This is a genomic window from Archangium lipolyticum (assembly GCF_024623785.1).
Classification (GTDB): Bacteria; Myxococcota; Myxococcia; order Myxococcales; family Myxococcaceae; genus Archangium; species Archangium lipolyticum.
Genome location: NZ_JANKBZ010000024.1, coordinates 76,776 through 100,030 on the forward strand (window position 1 = coordinate 76,776; position 23,255 = coordinate 100,030).

Below are 23,255 nucleotides of genomic sequence, written 5' to 3' on the forward strand. Positions count from 1 at the left end.
AGGCACCCAGGAGGATGATCGTCCGTCGGAGTGCCTCCCGCCCAAGCGAGGAGTCCGCGATGCTCGAAGCAGTCAGCAGGAGGGGGTTGCAGGAAATCCATCGCGGGCGCCGCTACGTCGTGCTGCGAGGACAGAAGCAGGATGGCGAGCCCCTGGTGCTCAAGAAGGTCCGTGCCGGCCCGCTCGCCTCGAGCAGCAGCGCGATGCTGCACCATGAATTCTCCATCCTGCGCTCCTTCCATGGACAGGTACCTGGTGTGGCCAGCCCCGTCGCGCTTGAAGAGGACGCGGCGAAGCTGCCAGCGCTCGTCCTGAAGGACGCCGGACCCCAGAATCTCCAGGAGTGGCTGCACCACAAGCCGGTGGCCGTGGATGTCTTCCTGGAGCTCGCCGTTCAGCTGGCCGGCATCATCGAGAGCCTCCACCGCCAGCACGTCATCCACCGCGACATCAACCCCACCAACCTGGTGGTGGGCGCGGACAGCCAACACCTCATCCTCATCGACTTCGACCTCTCCACGAAGGTCGCGGGGCTCGCGCCACCGGGCGATGCACCCGGAGAGCTCCAGTGGGCCCTCCCCTACGTCGCGCCCGAGCAGACCGGGCGGATGAACCGCCCCATCGACCACCGCGCCGACCTCTACTCCCTGGGTGCGACCTTCTACGAGATGCTCACCGGCCTGCCCCCCTTCGTCTCGACGGACCCCGTCGAGCTGGTGCACGCCCACCTCGCGAGGCCCCCCGTCCCACCGGTCTTCGCCAACCCCGCCGTTCCCAAGCTGCTCTCGGACGTCGTGCTGAAGCTGCTCGCGAAGATGCCCGAGCAGCGCTACCAGAGCGCCGAGGCCCTCCTCGCCGACCTCCACGAAGCCCGGCGCCGGAAGTCCTCGGGCGCGATGGACTCGTTCGAGCTGGGCCGGCTCGACCTGGCCCGGCAGCTCTCCCTTCCCGAGCGGCTCTACGGCCGCGAGCGCGAGCAGGAGGTGCTGGGCGAGGCCCTGGAGCGGGTGCGCCGCGGCGCGAGCGAGGGAGTCATCCTGGAAGGGGCCGCCGGCATCGGCAAGTCGGCGCTCGTCCAGCAGTTGCGCAAGCCGCTCGGGCGCGCAGGCAGCCTCCTCCAGGGCAAGTTCAACCAGCTCCGGGGCAACGTGCCCTACTCGGCCTTCGTGGAGGCGTTCAACGAGCTGCTCCATGCGCTGGGGGAAGAGCCCCCGGAGGTCCGGAACGGCTGGCGGGACCGGCTGCTGTCGGCACTGGGCGCCAACGCCCGCGTCATCATCGACATCGTTCCGGAGTTGGAGACGCTCCTGGGTGAGCAACCCGCGCCCGTCCGGCTCGAGCCGGTGGAGGCGGCGGCCCGCCTGCACCTCGTCTTCCAGTCCTTCCTCCAGGCCCTCTCCTCCGAGGAGCACGTGCTCGTGCTCTTCCTGGACGACCTGCAATGGGTGGACCCTGGCTCGCTCCAGCTGCTCAAGAGCCTGACCATGGACCCGGAGTCGCATCATCTGCTGTTCATCGGCGCCTACCGGGACGAGGAGGTCGAAGCGAACCATCCCCTCCGCCCGACCCTGGACGCCCTCCACGCGTCCGGGGCGATGCGCTTCCAGACCCTCCGGATTCCGCCCCTGGACCTGCCAGCCCTCACCGCGCTGTGCGGCGACACCTTCCTCCAACCTCCCGAGCGCACCCGCCCCCTCGCGGACCTCGTGTTGCGCAAGACGGCCGGCAACCCGCTCTTCGTCCACCGGCTGCTGCGCTTCCTCCACCAGTCCGGCCTCCTCGTCTTCGACCTCGAGGAGAACGCCTGGCGGTGGGACCTCGCCCGCCTCGAGCAGGTGGAGGTGACGGAGAACGTGGTGGAGCTGATGATCGCCGCCATCCGCCGGCTCCCCGAGCGCGCCCAGTACGTCCTCGAGGTCGCCGCGTGCCTGGGGGATCGCGTGGAGCTGTGGCTGCTCTCGGACCTGGTGGGAGACTCCTGCGGCGATGCGGCCTCCGCGCTGTGGAGCATCCTCCAGGAAGGGCTGCTGCTGCCGGAGAAGGAGGGCTCCCGGCATCCCCGTGCCAACGGCTCCGCGATGGCCTCGGACTCCCCCCTCCAGGACGCGACGTACCGCTTCGCGCATGACAGGGTCCGGCAGGCCGCGTACTCGCTGCTCTCCGGGGAACAACGCACGCGGCTCCACCACGAGGCGGGACGCCGGCTCCTGCGGGCCTCCTCCGGAAACCTGCTCGACGAGCGGCTCTTCGCCATCGTGGACCACCTCCACCGCGGCCTGGAGCGGGTGAGCGGACCGGAGGAGCGGCTCGAGCTGGCCGGGCTCAACCACCAGGCGGGCCTCAAGGCCAAGGCCTCTTCCGCCTTCGGTGCCGCCCTGGTGTACCTGATGCGCGCCATCGCGCTCCTCCCCCGGGAGCAATGGCCCCAGCACCGCGTTCAGGTCTTCCACCTGCACAAGGAGGCGGCGGAGTGCGCCTACTTCGCGAGCGACCCGGAGCTCTCCGGGCAGCTGGTGCACACCGCCCTGGAGTACGCCCCCTCCCACCTGGAGAAGGTGGACCTCTACATCATCCAGCTCCTCGCCCGCCTGATGCACGCCAACTACCAGGAGGCGCTCCAATGGGGCCGCGAGGGGCTGCGACTGTTCGGCATGGAGCTGCCGGAGCGGGACCTCCCCCAGGCGCTCGCGCTCGAGCTGGCGCAGATGGAGGAGAACATGCGGGGCCGCTCGGCGGAGGATCTCCTGGAGGCGCCCAGGATGGAGGATCCCGAGCAGCTCGCCTGCGTGCGGCTCCTGTCGGAGCTCGCCCCCGCCGCCCTCCTGGCGGATCCGAACCTCTTCGCGCTGATCAACACCCGCGCGCTCAACCTGTCGTTGAAGCATGGCAACTCGTCCTGGTCGCCCACGGTGTACTCGAGTCACGGCTCGATGCTGGCCATCCAGGGGCGGCACGAGGCCGCCTACGCTTTCGGCAACATGGCGATGGCGATGGCCCGGCGGATGGGAGACCCGCGCCAGGAGTGCCGGGTGCTCCTCGCGCTCACCCTTCTCATCAACCACTGGAGGGTCCCGCTGCGCACGAACATTCCGCTGCTGCGCCGGGCCCTGGCCACGGGTCTCGCCAGTGGAGATCTGATCTTCGCCGCCAACTCGCTCACCACCACCATCACCACCGAGCTCTCGCTGGGCACCGAGCTCAACCGCGTGCTGAGCTCCATCGACACCTGGCAGTCCTTCCTGAAGAAGAGTGGCGTGCAGGTGGCGAGCGACGTGGTCTTCGTCTGCCGTCAGGCCATCCGTGCCCTCCAGGGGCGTACCCGCCAGCCCGCGCGCTTCGACGACGACGATTTCCAGGAGCGCACGGTGATCGGCGCGGACCAGACGATTCCCGCCACCCTCTTCATGTTCTACCTGTTGCGCACCCAGGTGTCGTACCTGCTGGGCGACCTGGAGGAGGCCCTGAGGGCATCCCGGGCGGCGGTGCCGTACCTCGAGCACGTCCGGGGATTCATCTCCCTGATCGATTTCAACTTCTATGCGGCCCTGACCCTGGCGGCCCACGGGGGCGCCACGCCCCAGGAGCGCAGCGAGGTGATGGCGCGGCTGGCCACCCATCAGCGCCCGTTCGACGTCTGGGCGGAGGAGTGCCCGGAGAACTTCCGCCACAAGTGCCAGCTCCTGAGTGCCGAGGTGGCCCGCCTCGAGGGACGGAACCTGGAGGCCATGGAGCTCTACGACGCCGCCATCGACGGAGCCCATGCCGAGGGCTTCCTCCAGGACGAGGCGCTCGCCAACGAGCTGGCCGGGCGCTTCTACCATTCGCTGGGCCGCAAGCGCTTCGCCGCGCTCCACCTGCGGACGGCACAGGAGGTCTATGCCCGCTGGGGCGCGACGGCGAAGGTGGCCCTGCTCGAGGAGGAGTTCCCCGACCTCGAGCCGGTGGGAGGCAGGACCTGGGGTGCGCCCGCCTCCGCACCTGGGAGCGGGATGCCGGCGGGTGCCTCCCTGGACCTGCTCAGCCTGCTCAAGGCCTCCGAGACGCTGGTGGGCGAGGTGGTGCTGGACCGCCTGCTCGAGAAGCTGATGGCCGTGTGCTTCGAGGCGGCGGGCGCCACGCGTGGGGCGCTCGTGCTGGACGAGGCGGGCGCCCTCATGGTGCGTGCCGTGGGCGCCATCCCGGAGCCCGTCAGCCTGGAGCGTGTGGCGCTGTCGTCCTCGGACCAGGTTCCGGCCACGGTGGTGGAGCACGCCTACCGCACGGGCGACACGCTCGTCCTGGCGGATGCCGCCCACCAGGGCCGCTTCGTCACGGACCCCTACGTCATCCGGCGCACGGTGAAGTCCGCCCTGGCCGTGCCCATCCAGCGGCAGACGCGGACCGTCGGGGTGCTCTACCTGGAGAACGACCTGGCCACCCGTGCCTTCACGCCCGAGCGCGTCGGCGTGCTGCGCACCCTGTCCACGGAGATCGCCATCTCGCTGGAGAACAGCCAGCTCTTCGAGCAGCTGAAGGTGGAGGTACAGGAGCGAAGGCGGGCCGAGGAGGCCGTGCGCTTCCTGGCCGAGGCGGGCCTGACGCTGGCCGAGTCGCTGGACCCGGAGCGGATGCTGTCCAAGGCGACACGTCTGGTGGTGCCGTTCCTCGCCGACTGGTGCACCGTCACCATGATCGAAAAGGGAGAGCGGCTGCACCAGGTGGCGATGACCCACGTGGACCCCGAGAAGGAGGCCACCCTGCGTGCGCTGCTGGCGCGCTACCCGGCCGACTGGAACTCCCCGGCCGCCCTGGCCCGCGTGCTGCGCACGGGACAGCCCATTCTGCGGCCGGTCCTCTCCGACACCACGTTCCAGGAGCATGGCTTCGGCCCCGACTACGTCGAGGGAATGCGGTTCATCGGTTCGAAGACGGCCATGCACGTGCCCCTCATCTCGAGGGGAAGGACCCTGGGGGCCATCAGCTTCGTCTCGGGCGCACCCGGCCGCAGGTATGGCGACGCGGATCTGCGCCTGGCGCAGGAGTTCGCGCGGCGGGTCGCCGTCTGCATCGACAACGCACGGCTGTACAGCGACGCGCAGGAGGCCATCCACTCGCGTGACGAGTTCCTCAGCGTGGCCTCGCACGAGCTCAAGACGCCCCTCACGTCACTCCGATTGATGGTCCAGGGGCTGCTGCGGCAAGTCCCGCCGGGACTGCCAGAAAGCTCCTTGCGTGCCATGCACACCATCAACCAGCAGTCCCTCAAGCTGGCGCGGCTCATCGAGGAGATGCTGGATGTCTCCCGCCTCCAGTCAGGGGGGCTGGAGCTCGAGCTGGAGCAGGTGGACCTCGCCGCGGTCATCCGGGGCGTGGCCGAGCGGCTGCGCGAGCCGCTGGAGCGGGCGGCGAGCCCCCTGGTGTTGCACGTCCAGGAGCCACTGGTCGGGAGGTGGGACGCGGCGAGGCTGACGCAGGTGCTGGTCAACCTGCTCTCCAACGCCATCAAGTTCGGCGCGGGCAGCCCCATCGAGCTGGCCGCGGGCGTGGAGGGGGGCACCGCGTGGTTCTTCGTCCGGGACCAGGGAATCGGCATCGCCCCCGACCGCCTGCCGCACATCTTCGAGCGCTTCGAGCGGGCGGTGTCCGTGCGCTCCTATGGAGGCCTCGGGCTGGGGCTGCACCTGGTGCGGGAGATCGTCACCGCGCTGGGCGGCACGGTGCGGGTGGAGAGCACCGTGGGAGCCGGAACCACGGTCCGGGTGGAGCTGCCCCGCGCCGGGCCGCCAGCGGAGGCACGGAAGGGTTAGAAGAGGAAGTCGGTGGTGAGGAAGTCCGACTCGCGGCGGGTGAGGATGGATTGCACCAGGGTGGTGTTCTCCTTCGTGGTCTTCGCCGCGACGAGGGTGCGGATGGAGAACACGCGGAGCGCATCCGCCACGGACAGCGTGCCCTCGGCCGAGTCCTTGCGGCCATTGAAGGGGAACGTGTCGGGTCCGCGCTGGCACTGGCAGTTGAGGTTGATGCGGCCCACCTGGTTGGCGAAGGCGTCGATGAGCTTGCCGACGCGCGCCGAGTCCCGTCCGAAGATGCTCAGCTGCTGGCCGAAGTTGGAGTCGACGACGAAGCGCACGACCTCCTCGTCATTGTCGAACACCATCACCGGAATCACGGGGCCGAACTGCTCCTCGGTGGCGAGGCGCATGTCGCGCGTCACCGGGTACACCACGGCGGGCGAATAGAAGGACTGGTGCGTCTTCCCGCCGAGCTTGTTGACGACGCGGGCGCCCTTGGACACGGCGTCGTCGACGAGGCCCTGCAGGTACGCCGTCTTGCCCGGCTCGGGCAGGGGGGTGATGGCGACACCGGGGTCCCAGGGCATGCCAGGCTTCAGCTTGTCCACCGCGGCGGTGAAGCGCTCGAGGAACTGCCCGACGATGCTCCGGTGCACCATGAGCAGCTTGAGGGCGGTGCAGCGCTGGCCGTTGAAGGACAGGGTGCCGGTGATGCACTCCTTCACGGCGTTGTCGAGGTCGGCGTCCTCGAGGATGATGCCGGGATTCTTCGCATCGAGCCCGAGCACGGCCTTGAGACGGTGGGGCCGGGGGTGCATGCGCTTGAGCTCGCTGGCGCCCTTGTTGGTGCCGATGAAGGCGAAGACGTCCACCTTGCCGCTCTCCATGAGCGCGCCGACGGTCTCGCGGCCCCGGCCGTAGATGATGTTGATGACGCCGGGCGGGAAGCTGTCGCGGAAGGCCTCCAGCAGGGGGCGGATGAGCAGCACGCCGAACTTGGCCGGCTTGAAGACGACGGCGTTGCCCATGAGCAGGGCGGGGAAGAGCGTGCTGAAGGTCTCGTTGAGGGGGTAGTTGTAGGGGCCCATGCACAGGGCCACGCCGATGGGGGCCCGGCGGATCTGCGCCATGATGCCCTGCTCCTGCACGAAGCGGGACGAGGTGCGGTCGAGCTCCTTGAGAGCGCGGATGGTCTCGACGATGAGGTCGATGGTGCGGTCGAACTCCTTCTCGGAGTCGGCCTGGGTCTTGCCGATCTCCCACATGAGGAGGTTCACCACGGCGGTGCGCTGGGCGCGCATGGCCACGAGGAAGCGCTCGACGTGCTCGATGCGCTCGGCGACGCGCATGGACGGCCAGACGCCGCGGCCGTTGTCATAGGCGCGCACGGCGGCCTCCAGCGCCGCGAGGGACTCCTTGGAGGTGAGAAGGGGCGTGGCGCCAATCACCTTGGGCTCGAGGCCCCGGGGCGTCTTCACGTAGACGGGGCTCTGCACCGGGTTGAGCTCACCGGTCCAGGTCAACAGCTCGCCACCGACGAGGTACTCTCGCTGCTCGAGATAGGCGGGGAGCCGCACGCTGGCTGGAATCTGTTCGTCCGATGGGAAGAGGTCGTCGAGGGTCGTCATGGGCAGTCCTTTCGACGACACTATCTACGACCCGGGACGCCTCCGCGCTCTTGAACTTTGAAGCCAGGAGTGCCCGAACTGGTGCGTTGACAGGGTGGAAGATCCCAGGCACAGGCTGTTCCGAATGGACACCAGCACGGCCACCCAACAGCTCATAGCGACGAGCCTCTGCCTGCTCCTCTGCTCCTGCAGCACAACCGGGTATGCGCCGCCTGGTCCGTCAGGCTCCGCCGAATTGCCCCGCTACGTGCTCGTCATCCAGGAGGCTCCGGATGGCCAGATGACCCACGCCTGGCAGCCCCTCAACGGTTTCGACCTGTCCAAGCTGCCGTACAACGTGAGCAACGGCCGTTTCGAAGGACCTGTCGTTCGTGCCTCCTTCAATCGCGACTGTGAGGCAGAGCGCGATGGATGCGAAGAGATGTGCAGAGCCAGCCTGAAGGGCCGCGATTGGGCACATGCAAGCGCGGGCTCCAAGAATGCCATCTGCCGGGAAAGATGCATGCCAGCCTATCTGGATTGTTCCAGGCTCAAGGAGTCGGCCGAAGCTGGAAGACTTCGCGTCAGCTTCCCCGCCGTTGATAGTGCAGTCGCCTGGCTGAAGCAGCACCGTCGCGAGCTTCTGGTGGGGACTGTCGTCATCATCGCGGGCGTCGCCTTCGTCGTCGTTACCGTTGGCAGTGGGGGTGGAGCCCTGGTGCTCGCACCAGCCATCTTGCTGGTCTCCTCCGATGCCCCCTTCACGCACGGATTGGCACGGGTGGAGCCATGACGAGCCTTTCCGATCTCGCGAACGCGCACCCCGTGATTGGGAAGCGTTGGAGTCCAAACCAACCTGCCGAACAGGCACGAATCCTGGGCCTGGCACGAGACGCGCTGGATTTCATCTTCGCCACCGGCCAGCGGTACCGTTTCGAGGATTTCTTCAAGCAGCTCGACTCCCGTCAGCCTCCGCCTCGAAGTGACGCCACGGGGCTGAGCGAGCTCATGGACAGGACGAAGCGCTTCTTCGAGAAGCTTCGCGATGAGCCTGAAGCCGCTGATGAGGCAGCACAGAGCCAGGCCATCCTCGACGCGATCCGATACATCGAATCAACCGGCCAGCTGGGTGCATTCGCTGCTTTTCAGGAGCATGTCGAGGCCAACGCGCCTCCCTTCGTCGTGGCTTCTTTCGACAACCGGCAGGAGGCGGAAGCATGGCTCGAGAGCCATCCTCATCCACCAGACCCCGCCAACGTGCTCGTCGCGAACGAGTACCATGATGTCGTTCATGAGCGCGAAACGAACATTCGCCGCTTGCCGCGCAACCGCGCTCTCCAGTGGTACCTTTCTGAGCTCGAGCAGAAAGAGCGCCCCGTTGCCGTGGCCTCATTCGAGACGCGTGAGGAGGCCGATGCCTGGTTGAAGGCGCAGGCCGGGCCGGCCAGACGGGCCTGGGTGCGGATAGGGGGCGAGCTCCACCTCGCGGTGTATTACCCCAACATCCACCACCGGGCCCTGTTCCCCCTGTCCATGGCCCATGGCCACAAGGAAGCGCGGAGCAAGCCCTCCCCAGGGTGACGAAGCATCACAAGGCCGCGGCGAACTTCGCGGCAATGGGCACGGCGACCCGTCCGCCCACGCCACCACCCTCCACCAACACGGCGAAGCCAATGCCGTTGCGGAAGCCGATGAACCACGCGTGCGTCGGCAGCGGGGTGCCAGTCCCGAACTCGGCGGTGCCCGTCTTGCCCGCGAGCCCCGTCACGCCCGCGGCCGCACGGCCCGAGCCCTCGGTGACGACGGCGCGCATCAGCGCGTGCAGGGGCCCACGAGTCCCAGCCGCGAGCGAGGCGCTCGGAGCCTCGGTGATGTCCGCGACGAGGAAGGGCGCGCGCCACCTGCCCGACTCGGCCGCCGCGGCGACCGAGGCCATGTGCAGCGGCGTGGCCAACACGCGCCCCTGTCCGATGGCGGCCGCCGCCAGCTCGGCCTTGTCCCGGGGAGGGGGAAAAGCGGCGCCGGGAGACGGAAGCCCCACGCGGTACTCCACGTTGAAGCCGAAGCGGCGGGCTGCGGCCCCGAGCGCTTCCGCCCCGAGCGCGTCGGACAATTGCACGAAGGCGGTGTTGCACGAGTGGGCGAAGGCCACGCGCAGGCGCGTCTCCCCGAATGCCTCGCCCTCGAAGTTGCGGAACTGCTTGCCGGCCGCTGTCGCCGTGGGCGGACACGTGACCGGGTCGTTCACGCCCATCCCTCCGGCGAGCAGCGCTTCCGCCGTGATGACCTTGAACGTCGAGCCGGGCGGGTAGCGGCCGGTGAGGGCCCGGTGCAAGGACTGCTCGAGCGGCCGGCTGGCGATGGCCAGGATGGCGCCCGTGCTGCTGTCCACCGCGACGATCGCCGCCGGCTGCACCACTCCCTCGAGCGCGGCCTCCGCGGCCGACTGCACCTCCGGGAGCAACGTGGTGTACAGCGGCGTGCCCGGCATGCCCTCGAAGCGGCCGAGGACGCGCACCTCTCCGGAGGGGCGGGTGAGGCGCACCTCGCCGGAGGGCAGTCCCCCGAGTTGCACCTCATAGGCCAGCTCCAACCCGGACAGGCCCACGATGTCTCCCCGCTGGTAGGTCGGGCCCAACTGCGCGAGCAGCTCCGCCGTCACCTCCCCCACCCGTCCCAGCGTGTGCGCCGCGAAGCCCTCCGCCGGGGAGAGCCGGACACCACTCTTGCGGCGGAAGAAGATGCCGGGCACGGGCGCCAACGCCGGGCGCACCAGCTGGTAGCGCTCGGGCCGCACGTCGATGATGGGTACGAAGTGCTCGGGTGACAGACCCGGCGTGCTCAGCACCTTGTCCAACCGCGCCGGATCCACCCCCAGCTGCGCCTGGAGCGCCGAGGCCACGGCGGCGCGACTCTGGATGCGCCGGGGCTCGACACCAATGGTGATGACCTCGCCCTCATGGGTGAGGGGCTGGCCGTGCCCGTCGAGCAGCGGGGCCCGCTCCGGGCGCGTCCTCGTGCGCGAGAAGCGATCACCCTCGCGCGCCTCGGGGTGCAGCACCGCCGGAGTCCAGCGCACCCACCAGCGCTCCTCGCGGCGCACGAGACTCAACGCGCCGTCCACCTCCCACTCGCCCAGCCCACGCAGCACGTGGACGGCACGGAAGGTGACCCGGGCACTCTCCGCCTCGCGCTCGACGCGGCCGAGCTCGAACCGCGAGGAGAGGATGCGCAACTCATCGCGGAAGCGCTGATGCTCCGCCTCGAGGTTGGCTGGTGGGTCGGCGACCGCGTGCCGCAGTGCGGCGAAGTCACCCTCGGACCATGCCCCCAGATAGACCTGGGCCACATCGAGCGGACCCTGCTCGGGCCGCGTTCGTACGGAAGCGCAGGCCGCCAGGAACAGGGCAGCCGCGGCGCTGACTCCAACCCTCCACTCTCGCCGTGACACGCGCGGCACTGTGATGCGAGCAGGCGACGAGTCAAGGAATACGCCCGGGCTCAGCCCATCTTGTCGCGGTGAACCTCAACACCCAGCTTCGCTCCGAGTCTTCGAGGGGGATGATCGTGAGAAAGTTGGGCTGTCTGGTTGGATTGTCGACCGTTGCACTTCTGGCGTGTGGCACCACATCGGAGTTGGACGCGGACTTCGCGCCCACCCAGGTCGAGGGGGCGGTGTTGCCCGTCATGGCTCCGCCGGGCTCGAGCGCCTGGAGCTACAGCGAACCGCGGCTGGAATACCGGGGCAATCGCCGGGGCTCGGCGGTGGCGGTCGATCGCCAGGGCAATTCCTATGTCCTGGCCGCCTTCGACCCGGGGGAGGACTTCAAGATTTCGCTCCTGTCTTTCGATCCCTCGGGGCAACAGCGGTGGCGGCGCGACTTCCCGGCCAGGTTGGACGGCGAGTTCGACGTGACCACCGACCTCTGGGGGAACGTCCTCATCGCGGGCAGCGCGGACCCCTCGCTCGACCTGGGCGGCGGACCCCTGGGCACCCGGGCCTTCGTGGCGAAGTTCTCCTCCGCCGGGTCCCTCCTCTGGCAGAAGCCCCTGTGTGACAGCGCCACGGTGTCGGCGGTGACGACCGATGCCTACGGTTCCGTCTGGTTCGGCGGTTCCGTCACCAAGGGATGCAACATCGGCGGCGGCCCGCTCTGGGAGGTCAACGACAGGGCCCAGGGCTTCATCGCCAAGTTCGATGCGCTCGGCGAGTACGTCTTCTCGCGCGCCATTGGAGGGAAGGGCGATCTGGTCGTCGTCAATGATCTCGCCGTCACGGCGGACAATGGCGTCGTGGTCGTGGGCGGCCGCTACGTCTTCTCCGAGTCGGAATACATCCGTCCCTTCATCTCCAAGTTCGCCAGCAACGGTCCACACCGGTGGTTCCGGGAGTACCCGGAGGCCTATGGCGATTTCTGGGACGTGGACGTGGACCAGGACCAGATCGTCGTGGTGGGCACGTACTCGTTGGACTTCGTCTTCAAGGGGGTGAGCTACCCGGCGACCAGCATTTTTGGCACCGGGCTGGTGGTTACGTACACCAGCGCGGGGAGCGAGACGTGGCTGCGGCGCCTGGGAGGCTGGGTCTATTCAGTGAGCGCCCGGGCGGGACAGGTGGCGGTGCTCGCGTCGGTGGGCTCCCGCGACCAACCCCTGCCCTTCCCCGAGCAGGTCGACGTGAGCGGCAATAGCGGAGTGCTGGGCCTCTATCAGGCCAACGGGACGCCGATCCGGGCGCGGGGAATCGGGCGCTACCACCAGTCGGGCTGGGACGTGGCCCTGAGCCCCATCGGTGTCGCCACCGTGACGGGGAACGAGGACAACGTGCCGGACCCCACCGGGTCTACGGCCACCTTGAACGTCTTCGGCCTCGTTCCCTAGCGCGTGCGGAGCTGGCGGCGAGAACGGCTCGCGGGCTCGCGGAGATAGTCCTTCAGTCCGGCGGTGAGCGCAGCGAAGACGGTCCGATACCGGGCCGTCGTCCGCAGATCTTCATGCATGGCGACCCACATCTCGACGGTAGGCGCGAATGCCGCGGGCAGGATGCGGACGAGCTCCGAGCGATGGGCGAGCGGAACGTGACAGGCACCGATGCCACAACCCGCCCGGATGGCCGCGAGCTGAGCGAGGTCGTTGTCCGAGCGGAACGTGAACTGCTCACGCGTGAGTGGCCGGCCTTCGAGCTGGAGCGTGCGCGTGTACGGAGCGCCGCGATCGAACCCGACCAGCGCGTGGCCCTCGAGCTCGGCCACCGACCGGGGCGCGGGCCGGCGCGCGAGGTAGGAGGGGTGTGCGAAGAGACCGAGCTCGACCGCGCCCACCCGCCTCGCCACGAGCGCGCCCTGGCTCGGCCGAACCAGCCGGACGGCGATGTCGGCCTCGCGCCGGAGGAGGTCATCGCTCCGGTTGGAGACGGCCACCTCCACGACGATCCGCGGGTGGTCTGCCTGCAAGCGGGCCAGGGTGGGCGCGACCACCTCGGCGGCGAACACCTCGCTCACGGTGAGCCGCACCGTGCCGGCGTTCTCCTTCAGCGAGCCCGACGCGGTCCGGAACAGGGCGTCGGCCGCGGCGGCGAGTGACTCGGCCTCGGGGCGGAGCGCTTCGGCGGCCAGGGTCGGTGTGAGTCCATCGGGTGACCGGGTGAAGAGGGCCACCCCCAGTGCGCTCTCGAGCAACGCGATATGCCGGCCGAGCGTGGGTTGGCTGAGCCCCAGCGCCCTGGCGGCGGCCGAGAGCGAGCCCTCCCGCAGCACGGCGACGAACGAGCGGTAGAGGGACCAATCAGGAGACGTGGAGGCCATTCAAATGTGAATGGCAGACCTTCGACATCGTGCCAATCCCCAGGAGCCGCGAGTGGCGTACTCCTCCCGGAATGAAAATGACGAAGCTCGACTCCCAGCCCTACACCGTGGCGGTCCCCGATGCGGTACTCGACGACCTGCGGGCCCGGCTGGAGCGAACCCGTATGACGGATTCACTCGAGGGTGTCGGCTGGGATTGGGGAATGGACCCCGGCGCGTTGCGCACCCTGCTCGACCATTGGCACGGCTTCGACTGGCGCGCGGCCGAAGTGGCCATCAACGTGGTGCCCGCGTTCCGAGCCGAGCTCGACGGCTTCGGCCTGCACTTCATCCATGTGCGCGGCGAGGGTGAGCGCCGGCTGCCCATCATCCTCACCAACGGCTGGCCGAGCTGCTTCACCGAGCTCCTACCGCTCGTGCCGCTGCTGACGCGGGAGGAAGAAGGCCTGTCCTTCGACGTCGTCATCCCGTCGCTGCCCGGTTACGGATTCTCCGACCGGCCCCGCGTGCCCGGCATGAACATCACGAGGATTGCCGGGTTGTGGGCGAAGCTGATGGCGGGGCTGGGGTATGACCGCTTCCTGGCCCATGGCAGCGACATGGGCGCGGGGGTCGTCGAGCGGCTGCGCGCCAACCACGCCGGGCATCTGCTCGGCGTCCACATGGTGAACGTCAACTGGTTCTATCCGCCGCCGGACGGCCTCTCGTCCGAGGAGAAGGATTACCTCCAGCGCGCCCGGCAATGGCAGATGCGGGAAGGCGCCTATTCGATGCTCCACGGAAGCAAGCCGCAGACGATCGCGGTGGGTCTCAACGATTCGCCCGCCGGACTCGCGGCGTGGATCGGCGAGAAGTTCCGCGGCTGGAGCGACGGCGGCGGCCGGCTCGATGGGGCCGTTTCACTCGATGCGCTGTGCACCGTCCTCACCATCTACTGGGTGACCGGGACGATCGGCTCCTCGCAGCGGCTCTATCGCGAGGCCTTCTCCGACGCGGGGGTGATGTCGCCGCCGCCGAAGCAGGGCGTGCCGGTGGGCGTCGCCATCTTCCCGAAGGACATCCTGCCGGCACCGCGCGCCTGGGGAGAACACTGGCTCGACATCCAGCGCTGGACCGAGCTGCCGAGGGGCGGTCACTTCCCGGGTTTCGAGACGCCCGAGCTGCTCGCCGAGGACATCCGCGGGTTCGCCCGGGAACTCGGCGCCTGACCGCTGCCCATTGCACGAATGTTCAACCGCATTTGACATTCGTGCATGCAGGTCGTTCGCGTGGAACGAGACAGGTTGTCCCCACTCCTTGGAAGTGGGAGCCCCGACCGCTGGACCTGGGAGTGACGGGCCCCGCGGCTACTCCAGCGACGCTCCGGTGTCCCCCGGCATCAGAGCCTGACGCGCGAGCGACACCGGCAACCCCAGCCGCAGGAACCGGTCGTGGAAATCCCGCAGCGAGAACGTCTGCCCGCGTGCCTCCAGGTAACGCTTGTAGTCCTCGCGCAGCTTCAAGATCTGCATCCGCCCCAGCGCGTAATACAAATACGTCGGGTTGAACGTACCGCGCTGCACCTCGCGCAGCGCCGGGAAGGGCTCGAAGTAGGCGATCTCCGCGTACCGCTTCGCCGCCCCCTCCACAGACTCACCAAAGGCATGCATCGCCAGGCCCGCGTGCCACCGCGCATGCCGCTGCAACGCCCGCCGCAGCTGCCCCAGCCGCACCGACGGGTCTCCCCCGCCGAAGCCCTCGTCCACCATCATCTGCTCCACGTAGTGCGCCCAGCCCTCCACCAGCGACGCGGTCGTGAACACCTTGCGCACCTCGGTGGGAATCTGGGCCTCGTACAACAGCTGCACGAAGTGGCCCGGGACGGCCTCGTGCACCGTGATGCCCAACAGCCCCGCGTGGTTGAAGTACGTCAGGTGCTGCGACTTCTGCTCCTCCGTCCACCCCGGCTCGACGTTGGTGATGTTGTAGAAGGCCTCCGTCGCCCGCGTCTCGAACGGCCCCGGCGTGTCCATCGACGCGAAGCCGATCCGCGAGTACGCCGGCGTCTCGCGCACCGTCGGCAGCCGCTCCGAGGGCAGCGTCAACAGGCCCCGCTCCTTCACGAAGCGCTGGCACTCCTCCAACTGCTTGCGCGCCGTGGGAATCAGCTCCTCGGCCGAGGGATGGTCGTGTACCAGTGCGTCCATCACCACCCCGGGCGGCTTCGACGCGTCCACCCGTGCCGCCTCCGCCGCCACCTTCGACTGGTACTCGCGAATGGCGCGCTCGTTGATGTCACGCAGCTGCTCGACCGTCAGCGCCACGTGCTCCTCCAGCGCGAGCTTCTTCTCGAAGAGCCCCGGCCCCAGCCGGAAGTCCCCCTTCGCCTTCGGCAGCAGTTCCTTCTCCTGCCACCGCACGAAGCCCTCCACCTCGGCCGTGGCCCGCGCCAGCGCGGCGGAGAACGTCCGCCGCAGCGCCGCGTCCACCTTCCCCAGACCCTGGGCCTCCAGCGCCCGCGGCAGGTCCGTGCGCAGGAAGCCCACCGTGCCGCGCGTGTCGAGCAGGGCCTGCTCGGCCCACGGCCTCGGCACATCGCTCAGGTTCGCCTTCGCCGCCGCCACCACCGAGGCAATCCCCTCCATCCGGGCCAACATGCTCCGCAGCCGCTCCTCCACCGGGGCGAACTCGCGCTCCGACAACGACGAGAGGCCCATCGCGATGGTACGCGTGTAGAGCATCGGGTCACGCTGCCACTCGCGCGACTCCTCCAGCGTCAGCAGCTCCGCGCGGATGGCGTTCTCCAGGATGCGCACGTCGAACACGGCATCCCCGGTGAGCGCCGCGCGGTCCAACCGCTCCAGCCGCGCCAGCCAGCCGTGCAGCTCCCCGGTCTGGCGCTGGATGGCCCCGGCCGACAGCTCCGGCATCCGCGCGTCGTAGGCGTGCAGGCCCAGGTGTGTCGAGCGGATCGGATGGGCCGCGTAGTACCAGTCGAGGTACTCGCGGGCGAAGCGGGTGTACTCGGCATCGGCGGGCGTGGAGGCCATGGCGGACGAGGAAACCGCGGGCCCGGCCCCCGTGCGCGGAGCACACTCGGACACCAGGAGCAGGGCGGCACAGGACAGGAGGTAACGGAATCTCACGGCCCGCAGTCTCCATTCCCGGTGCGCGGCGGGGAAGACCCATGCAGTGAAGTCTTGCGTACGAGACACATCTCCCATCAATTTCCCACCCTCATGAACTTCCGCGCGCTGCTCACTTCCGCCCTCCTCCTGCCCGCCTGCGCGGCGCAGAGAGCCTCGACCGCCCCCACTCCCGAGACGACAGCGTCAACCGCCCCGTCCGCTCAGGGAGTCACCGCCGCGCCTCCGACCGGCCTTCAACGCGAGGCGGGGCCCATCGGCACGCCCCATCCCATCGTCCTCCAGACCGCCGCCACGGACGGGCGCTGGGTGGTCGCTTGCCAGGCACGCGAGGACACGGATGGGGACGGGAAGCTCGAGGTCCGTTACGGCCAGCACGGGGACACCCGCGGTGACGCACTCGCGCCCTATCTGTTCCTCGAACCGGGCGAAGGCGAGCGGCTCGACGACTTCCTCACCGCGGACCCCACCGACCGCTACCTCGTGGTGGTCCGCGGCGGTTCACTCCGGCTGCTCGACACGTACACGCGCGCCGACACCGAGCTGGCCGCGCCGGGCACCTTCCCCGAGAGCAAGGCCCCGCGCTCGGCCCTGCCCGTCTCCTTCTCGCGGGATGGCAAGCACCTGCTCCTGGTGGTGCTGAGCGGACAGGACAAGAAGGCCACGGCCTTCCTCATCAACCTGGCGGATGGGAGCCGGCGGGAGGTGGGGCACGGCCCTGGAGTGCTGGGCGAGGCCTCGCTCGACCCCGAGGGCCGATGGGTGATGTTCGGTGTGCTCACGCAGGACACCAATGGCGATGGACAGCTGACGTGGCCCCAGCTGAAGACGTCACTCGCCCCCCGGGGCTGCCGGGGTCCCATCCTCTCGTATGGCCAGTACGGCTATACGGGAGACATGCCCTCCTATGTCTTCACCCGGGTGAGCGGTGGCCCGCTCGTGCCGTCGGACGACATGCTCCTGCCCGTGGGAGATTGGGGGCTCCGCCAGGGCGAGCAGGGCGCGCTGCTCGTCGAGGACGCCTCGGGCCAGCGCACCGAGTGGGTGCCCGCGAGCTGCGGCGCCCGGATCATCCATGTGGACCTCGAGCATCAGCAGCTCCTGGTGACCTGCACCGCCCAGGGCAACGCGCTCGAGTTGCACGGCGCCCGGGTGCACCAGCCCCTCGGCCTGTCCGTCGAGCCGCCCTCCCAGCGCAACGGGCTCTCCGTGGAGCCCACCCGTCTGTACCCTGTCACTCCCATGGCCCCGGCCCAGAACCAGAGCCTGGTGGATCTGGCGACGCGCACCGTGCACCCGGTGCCCATGCCGGGAGAGGTGCACTACACCGATGGAACCCGCGCCCTGGTGGTCCAGGCCGCCGAGACCGGCGCCCCCAAGAAGTTGTGGTTCCTGGATGTCGCCACCGGAGAGAAGCGGGAGCTGGGCCCCGTGGAGGGTTACGGAATCCAGGCCGCGGGGAACCTCGTCTCCATCCAGGGCGCGCTGGTGGACCTGAGCAAAGGACAGCTCCTCGGGAAGGTCGACGGCCGCCTCGAGGTGCTCGACACGCAGGGACGCACGCTGCGCACCGGAAGCCTGGGGGGGCGAGTGGCGCCGGTCGGGCCCCTCCAATGGACGCCCGCGGTGCAACCGGGCGGGCAGCAGTAGACGGGCCGCGGTGCATGTCCGCGGCCCCGTGGCGTCCAAGCCCATGAATGCCATCTTCAACGTCCAGCCCGAGCCCATGCGCGAGGAACGTGCGGGAAAGGCCCCACTGGGCTAAGGGTGGGCCCGCTGTCCAGCCCGAGCTCCGTGCATTCCCCCGAGGCCCGCTCGCTGGAGGAGGTACCGAGAGATGTCCGAACAGCAGCCGAAGAAGAAGCGCTGGCCCTATGTCCTGGGCGGCATCGTCCTGTTCCTGGTGTTGGTCGTGGCCGTCGCCCTGTGGCGGCTCGACGCCTTCCTGCTCCAGACCGCCCGCACGGAGGCCGCGAAGTACTCGCAGCAGCTCGGCCGGCCCGTGACGATTGGAGACATCTCCACCAAGCTCGTCCCCTATCTGGGCGTGAAGGTGGAGGACGTGGGGGTGGGCGCCGCCGAGGGTGAGCAGGTGCCCCTCGCGGAGCTGAAGCGGGTGGACGTGAGCGTGGCGCTCTGGCCCGCCCTCACCTCGCGCGGCAAGGACATCCAGGTGAAGAACGCCGAGGTGAACGGCCTCACCGTCAACGTCGTCCGGCTGCCGGACGGCACCACCAACGTCTCCCGGTTGCAGGAGAAGCTCGCCCAACAGCAACCCCAGGAAGAGGAGCCTCCCGCCGAGGAGAAGCCGACGGACCTGTCGGGCGTGCGCGTGGACCGGGCGGCGCTCACCGACGCCATCATCCGCTTCATCGACCAGAGCGGCGGGGCCCAGGCACGCGAGCTGGCCATCTCCGACCTCGACATCGAGGTGAAGGACCTGCGCGCGGGCCAGCCCCTGGAGGTGGCGCTCCACGCCGCGGTGCTGGCGCAGCAGCAGAACCTGCACGTGACGGTGAAGACGGCGCCGCTGCCGGCCTCGCTCATCCCGGTGCCCGAGCGCGTGGTGTTGAAGGCCGAGCCCATCGACCTCTCCCCGCTGGGGCCCTTCCTCGGGCCGGACGTGGGGCTGCAGGCGGGCAAGGTGCAGGCGGACTGGACGGCGGATCTGGGCGCGGCGGTGCCCGGCGGCAACGGGCCCACGAACCTCAAGGGCGGGCTGCGCGCGGAGGGCCTGCGCTTCGCGGGAGCCGAGGGCGGCAAGGCGCTCGACGTGGTGCTGGACACGGACGTGACGGGCGACATGAAGACGGGTGACCTCACGCTCCAGAAGCTGCTGATGGAGCTCGGCCCGGCGCGCCTCACCGGCAAGGGACAGGTGAAGGGACTGCTCACCGAGACGCCCGCGATGCAGGACTTCGAGCTGGTGGGGCAGAACCTGGACCCCGCGGTGCTGGCCGAGTACTACCCGCCGCTGCGCAAGCAGCTGGCCAACCAGGTGGCGGGCCCCATCGGGCTGGTGGTGAGGGGCGGAGGCACGCAGCAGTCGCAGGCGCTGACGGCGGAGGTGGACCTGACGCCGGTGCGGCTGCGCATCCCCGAGCAGCTCTCCAAGGAGGCGGGCACGCCCATGCGGCTGACGGCGCGGCTCACGGGCGCGGCGGCCAGCGGGGGCGCGCTGCGCTTCGACGCGAAGGCGGACCTGGCGGGCGTGGACATGCGGCCGGGGCTGCTGCTGGACAAGCGCCCCGGGCAGACGTTCACGGTGGACACTGCGGGCACGTACCAGCCGGAGAGTGGCAAGAGGCCGATGAAGGTGGACCTGAGCCGGCTGAACGTGGCGCTGCTGGACTCGACGCTGGCGGGGACGGCGTCGGTGGCGCTGGCGGGCCAGGGCGCGAAGCAGACGACGACGTTCGCCCTGGCGCTCAAGAGCCCCCGGCTGAACGCGGACGAGCTGTTGATGACGGACGAGGAGATCGCCTCCGTGACCGGCGGCGCGCCCGTGGAGGAGGAAGGGCCGGAGGATCCCAAGCGCTTCAACGGCATGCGCGGGGACATGCTCTTCGAGATTGGCGCGCTGCGGATGAACGAGATGGACCTGTCCAACATGGTGGCCGAGCTGAAGATGGTGGACGACCTCATCACGGTGGAGCGGTTCACCACGGGCATCTACGGCGGCACGGTGTCGGCGGGAGGGAGCTCGGTGCGGCTGGGGCCCGAGCCGGCGCAGCGGCCCTTCGAGCTGAAGGCGGAGGTGCGGGGCATGGACGTGGCGCAGGCGATGTCCAAGCGGGTGCCCAAGAAGGTGCTGGACGGGAAGTTCGACGGCCAGCTGAACCTGACGGGCGTGGGCTACGAGATGGAGAGCCTGAAGCAGCGGCTCGGCGGAGCCATCCAGGGCAACCTGCTGGGCGGGGCGTTCTCCGGAATAGACATCCCGGCGGCGGTGTCCGGGCCGTTGGTGAAGGCACTGCCCTTCGCGGGCAAGGTGCTGACGGACGAGGGCGTGACGCAGCTCGCGGAGCAGCTGCCGTTCGGGGTGACCATCAAGAACGGCGTGGCGCAGCTGTCCAAGCCGATCACCTGGACGCGGCCGGACGTGGCGATGAGCTTCGATGGAGGCATCGGGCTGGACGGGACGCTGGACCTGGCGGGGACGGTGAACCTCGGGCCGCCGCTGGTGCAGCGGATGACGCTGGGCAAGGCGGTGCCGACCGAGCCGCTGCCGGTGGCGGTGAAGCTGACGGGCAAGGCGTGGAGCCCGCAGGTGACGGGGCTGGACGTGAAGCCGGCGGTGACGGCGATCGCGAAGATGGCGGCGGCGACCGCGGCGACGGAGCTGCTGGGTGAGAAGGGCAAGACGGTGGGGAAGGTCATCACCGGGGGCGCGGACGCGGCGAAGGAAGCGGCACGCGCCGAGGCGGAAAAACGTCAGCGTGAGGCGGAGGAGCGGGCCCGGCAGGAAGCGGAGGCCGCACGCAAGAGGGCCGAGGAGGAAGCGAAGAAGCGCCTCAAGGGCATCTTCAAGAAGTAACTCCTCGAGAAACAACTCCCCAACAAACAACTCCTCCCTCTCCCTCCGGGAGAGGGTCGGGGTGAGGGTACGCGTTCCCGTGCCCTCACCCGAGCCCCCGGCCGCGCCTCACGAAGCCGCGACGTGGAGGCGCGAGGAACCCGACCCCGAGGAGGCCGGTCCCGCCTGCCTCAACAGGTACTCACGGATGGCCTCGTGGTCGGGCCTCGTCGACAGAAACACATCCAGGTCCGCGGCCTCCAACATCCCGACGTTGAGCACGTGCTTGCAGTAGCCCCAGTGCCCTGTCTCCCAGTACTGGATGCGCTCGTTGTAGACGCCGCGCCCCCACTCGCCGGGAGACAGGCGGAACAGCTCCTCGTGGCGCTGCCCCCGCGCCATCCCGCTCCACTCGCGCGAGCCCGGCAGTCCCATCTTGCCGTGGTCGAGCAGCACCCGGACGCCAGCCTCCACCTGCTCGACGCGGAAGGCCTCCACCTCGACGAAGTGCTTGCCCCTGCGCACGTCCGTCCACTGGCGAGGCAGGAAGCCGCGCTGCTCGGAGAAGTAGACGTGGTGCAGCCGGAACGAGGCGTCCTCGGGCTGAGTCCAGACCTTGGGAAGCACCAGGGCCGGGGGCGTCGCGTTGCGCGTCCGCGCGCCGGGTCCTCCACGAGATTCCTTCGTCCACTCGGTCGTGAGCAGTTGGACGACCAGCCCGGAGACCCGGGTGTCCTCGTGGGGAGTGCGCCTGCTTCGATGCCTGGCCATGATGTGGTTCCCAGATGGGGCGTGAACCCAGAACACACGAAGGGCCCCCTGCCCTCATGATTCCCCGGGGACGTACCCACCCGGCCCTCCCCTTACAGGCCCAGATATATCGGCAACACACGCAATACCGGCAATCCCCCCTCGGCACTTTCCCGAGCGTCGTGCGCGCTCCGCGTCGGAGGACCAACAGTGCGCACCCCGTCCGCCACGATTCCCAGAGCGCACGAGGATGAGAAGACCAGCCCCATTCTACTCCGGGTGCGGTCCGCCTTCATCCAGGAGTCCGCGGAGGTGCTCGCAGAGCTTCGCGGTGCCGCGCACGGCCTCGGGGAAGCCCTCACCGAAGGTCTGGAAGTCGTGGATCATCTCCGGCCACACCTCCAGGTGCGTCCGGACGCCCGCGGCCCGCGCCTTCTCGACGATGCGGTGTGCGTCGATTTGAAGCTCCACCCGGGCCGCAGCGGTCCCCGCTTCATGCGTCGCGCGGCCGTGGCGAAGCTCGTGCCCACCAGTGTCGACAGGATGGAGAGGCGTCCCATGTATGTGTTTCCCCCCGAGGTGCCTCCGTACTGTGCACCAGTTCGGGGCCGCGGGGGGAACCCGGGATGCTTTATACCCTCACCCCGTCCCTCTCCCAGAGGGAGAGGGGTTGGGTTGTGGCTCAGTGGCGCGTGATTCCCGGTGCCGGTGCCAACATCCTCGGGCCCAGCCGGTCCCGGTTGTGCGGCGCCAACAGGTCCACCGCCGGCCCCATCGGGATGATGCGCGAGGGGTTCACCGTGTCCTGGCTCCAGTAGTAGTGCACCTTGATGTGGTCGACGTTCGTCGTCTCCGCGAAGCCGGGCGTCTGGTACAGGTCCAACAGGTAGTTCCACAGGTTGGGGTAGTCCTGGAGCCGCGACAGGTTGCACTTGAAGTGCGAGTAGTAGACCAGGTCGAAGCGCACCAGCGTCGTGTAGAAGCAGATGTCCGCCTCCGTGAGCACCTCGCCGCACAGGTAGCGCTGCCGGTCCAGCACCCCCTCCCAGTGCTCCAGCGCGGAGAACAGCTCACGGCATGCCAGCTCGTACGCCCCCTGGCTCGTCGCGAAGCCCGCCTTGTAGACCCCGTTGTTCACCGGCTCGTAGAGCGCGTCGATGGTGGCGTCCACCTGGTCGCGCAGCCCCTCCGGCCACAGCGTCACCGGATGCTCGGCGAACGCGTCGAACTCGGTGTCCAGCATCCGCAACAGCTCGCGCGATTCGTTGTTCACGATGGTCCGCTCGCGCGCGTCCCAGAGGATCGGCACCGTCACCCGCCCCGAGTAGTGCGGGTCCGCCCGCTGGTACAGCTCGCGCAGGAAGTGCGTGCCGTTGAGCTTGTCCTCGTTCGCGCGCGGATAGCAGCCCCCGAAGCGCCACCCGTCGCGCCCCATCCTCGGGTCCGCCACCGTGACGCCCACCGCCCCATCCAGCCCCTTCAGCTTGCGGATGATGAGCGTGCGCGACGCCCACGGGCAGGCATACGAGACATACAGGTGATAGCGGCCCGCTTCCGCCGGGAAGCGTCCTTCTCCGCTCGCCGAGACCCTGTCATGGAAGCGCGTTCGTGGACGCACGAAGCGTCCGGCCTCGTCCGGGGCGTACCAGTCCGTACGCCACTCTCCGTCCAGCAACATTCCC

The 23,255-nt window shown here is 69.2% G+C and carries 14 protein-coding genes; 7 read left to right on the forward strand and 7 right to left on the reverse strand.

Features of this window, described 5'->3' with window-relative positions; all coding sequences use genetic code 11:
• The first annotated feature begins 59 nt into the window (after positions 1-59).
• The gene (locus NR810_RS36595) at positions 60-5,786 is read left to right on the forward strand and encodes an AAA family ATPase (RefSeq protein WP_257459359.1); all 5,727 of its coding nucleotides are present in this window, start codon (positions 60-62) and stop codon (positions 5,784-5,786) included.
• Here NR810_RS36595 and NR810_RS36600 read toward each other — a convergent pair.
• A complete protein-coding gene (locus NR810_RS36600) occupies positions 5,783-7,399 on the reverse strand; it encodes an NADP-dependent glyceraldehyde-3-phosphate dehydrogenase (RefSeq protein ID WP_257459360.1) in 1,617 nt (538 codons plus the stop codon). The genes NR810_RS36595 and NR810_RS36600 overlap by 4 nt on opposite strands.
• 124 nt (positions 7,400-7,523) lie before the next feature.
• Here NR810_RS36600 and NR810_RS36605 point away from each other — a divergent pair, with 124 nt between their 5' ends.
• On the forward strand, positions 7,524-8,171 hold the full coding sequence (locus tag NR810_RS36605; RefSeq protein ID WP_257459361.1) for a hypothetical protein: 648 nt from the start codon (positions 7,524-7,526) through the stop codon (positions 8,169-8,171).
• A 215-nt stretch (positions 8,172-8,386) separates the two neighbouring features.
• Entirely contained in the window at positions 8,387-8,959 is a 573-nt protein-coding gene (locus NR810_RS36610) for a hypothetical protein (RefSeq protein ID WP_257459363.1), read from the forward strand.
• Positions 8,960-8,966: 7 nt separating this feature from the next.
• Here the strand turns inward: NR810_RS36610 and NR810_RS36615 are convergent, their stop codons facing one another.
• Positions 8,967-10,838, reverse strand: a complete 1,872-nt coding sequence (locus NR810_RS36615; protein ID WP_407653872.1) for a penicillin-binding transpeptidase domain-containing protein — start codon at positions 10,836-10,838, stop codon at positions 8,967-8,969.
• Positions 10,839-10,945: 107 nt separating this feature from the next.
• Here NR810_RS36615 and NR810_RS36620 point away from each other — a divergent pair, with 107 nt between their 5' ends.
• Positions 10,946-12,259: a hypothetical protein gene (locus NR810_RS36620; protein ID WP_257459365.1), complete on the forward strand. Its 1,314-nt coding sequence runs from the start codon at positions 10,946-10,948 to the stop codon at positions 12,257-12,259.
• Here NR810_RS36620 and NR810_RS36625 read toward each other — a convergent pair.
• A complete protein-coding gene (locus NR810_RS36625; protein ID WP_257459367.1) occupies positions 12,256-13,182 on the reverse strand; it encodes a LysR family transcriptional regulator in 927 nt (308 codons plus the stop codon). The two genes, NR810_RS36620 and NR810_RS36625, sit on opposite strands and share 4 nt — an antisense overlap.
• A gap of 77 nt (positions 13,183-13,259) precedes the next feature.
• Between NR810_RS36625 and NR810_RS36630 the strand changes: the two genes are divergently transcribed.
• Positions 13,260-14,390 carry an epoxide hydrolase family protein gene (locus NR810_RS36630; protein WP_257459368.1) on the forward strand — a complete coding sequence of 377 codons (1,131 nt, stop codon included), beginning with the start codon at positions 13,260-13,262 and terminating at the stop codon, positions 14,388-14,390.
• 138 nt (positions 14,391-14,528) lie between these two features.
• On the opposite strand, the gene NR810_RS36635 is transcribed toward NR810_RS36630, so the two are convergent.
• Entirely contained in the window at positions 14,529-16,307 is a 1,779-nt protein-coding gene (locus NR810_RS36635) for a DUF885 domain-containing protein (protein WP_257459369.1), read from the reverse strand.
• A gap of 54 nt (positions 16,308-16,361) precedes the next feature.
• On the opposite strand from NR810_RS36635, the gene NR810_RS36640 reads away from it, so the two are divergent.
• The gene (locus NR810_RS36640) at positions 16,362-17,957 is read left to right on the forward strand and encodes a TolB-like translocation protein (RefSeq protein ID WP_257459370.1); all 1,596 of its coding nucleotides are present in this window, start codon (positions 16,362-16,364) and stop codon (positions 17,955-17,957) included.
• Between the two features lie 187 nt (positions 17,958-18,144).
• Complete coding sequence (locus tag NR810_RS36645; RefSeq protein WP_257459371.1) at positions 18,145-20,844, forward strand: AsmA family protein; 2,700 nt, start codon at positions 18,145-18,147, stop codon at positions 20,842-20,844.
• A gap of 108 nt (positions 20,845-20,952) precedes the next feature.
• Here NR810_RS36645 and NR810_RS36650 read toward each other — a convergent pair whose 3' ends face one another.
• From NR810_RS36650 to NR810_RS36660, 3 genes are all read right to left on the reverse strand, one after another.
• On the reverse strand, positions 20,953-21,594 hold the full coding sequence (locus tag NR810_RS36650) for a hypothetical protein (protein ID WP_257459374.1): 642 nt from the start codon (positions 21,592-21,594) through the stop codon (positions 20,953-20,955).
• A 249-nt stretch (positions 21,595-21,843) separates the two neighbouring features.
• Positions 21,844-22,044 carry an alpha/beta hydrolase family protein gene (locus NR810_RS36655; protein WP_257459375.1) on the reverse strand — a complete coding sequence of 67 codons (201 nt, stop codon included), beginning with the start codon at positions 22,042-22,044 and terminating at the stop codon, positions 21,844-21,846.
• Between the two features lie 211 nt (positions 22,045-22,255).
• On the reverse strand, positions 22,256-23,251 hold the full coding sequence (locus NR810_RS36660) for a glutathione S-transferase family protein (protein ID WP_257459489.1): 996 nt from the start codon (positions 23,249-23,251) through the stop codon (positions 22,256-22,258).
• Positions 23,252-23,255: the final 4 nt, after the last annotated feature.

Excerpts from the sequence above, each read along its gene's own strand:
- NR810_RS36625 (WP_257459367.1), bottom strand. The coding sequence starts at position 13,182 with ATGGCCTCCACGTCTCCTGATTGGTCCCTCTACCGCTCGTTCGTCGCC.
- NR810_RS36605 (WP_257459361.1), top strand. The coding sequence starts at position 7,524 with ATGGACACCAGCACGGCCACCCAACAGCTCATAGCGACGAGCCTCTGC.
- NR810_RS36600 (WP_257459360.1), bottom strand. The coding sequence starts at position 7,399 with ATGACGACCCTCGACGACCTCTTCCCATCGGACGAACAGATTCCAGCC.
- NR810_RS36650 (WP_257459374.1), bottom strand. The coding sequence starts at position 21,594 with ATGGCCAGGCATCGAAGCAGGCGCACTCCCCACGAGGACACCCGGGTC.
- NR810_RS36630 (WP_257459368.1), top strand. The coding sequence starts at position 13,260 with ATGACGAAGCTCGACTCCCAGCCCTACACCGTGGCGGTCCCCGATGCG.
- NR810_RS36660 (WP_257459489.1), bottom strand. The coding sequence starts at position 23,251 with ATGTTGCTGGACGGAGAGTGGCGTACGGACTGGTACGCCCCGGACGAG.
- NR810_RS36645 (WP_257459371.1), top strand. The coding sequence starts at position 18,145 with ATGTCCGAACAGCAGCCGAAGAAGAAGCGCTGGCCCTATGTCCTGGGC.
- NR810_RS36595 (WP_257459359.1), top strand. The coding sequence starts at position 60 with ATGCTCGAAGCAGTCAGCAGGAGGGGGTTGCAGGAAATCCATCGCGGG.
- NR810_RS36610 (WP_257459363.1), top strand. The coding sequence starts at position 8,387 with ATGGACAGGACGAAGCGCTTCTTCGAGAAGCTTCGCGATGAGCCTGAA.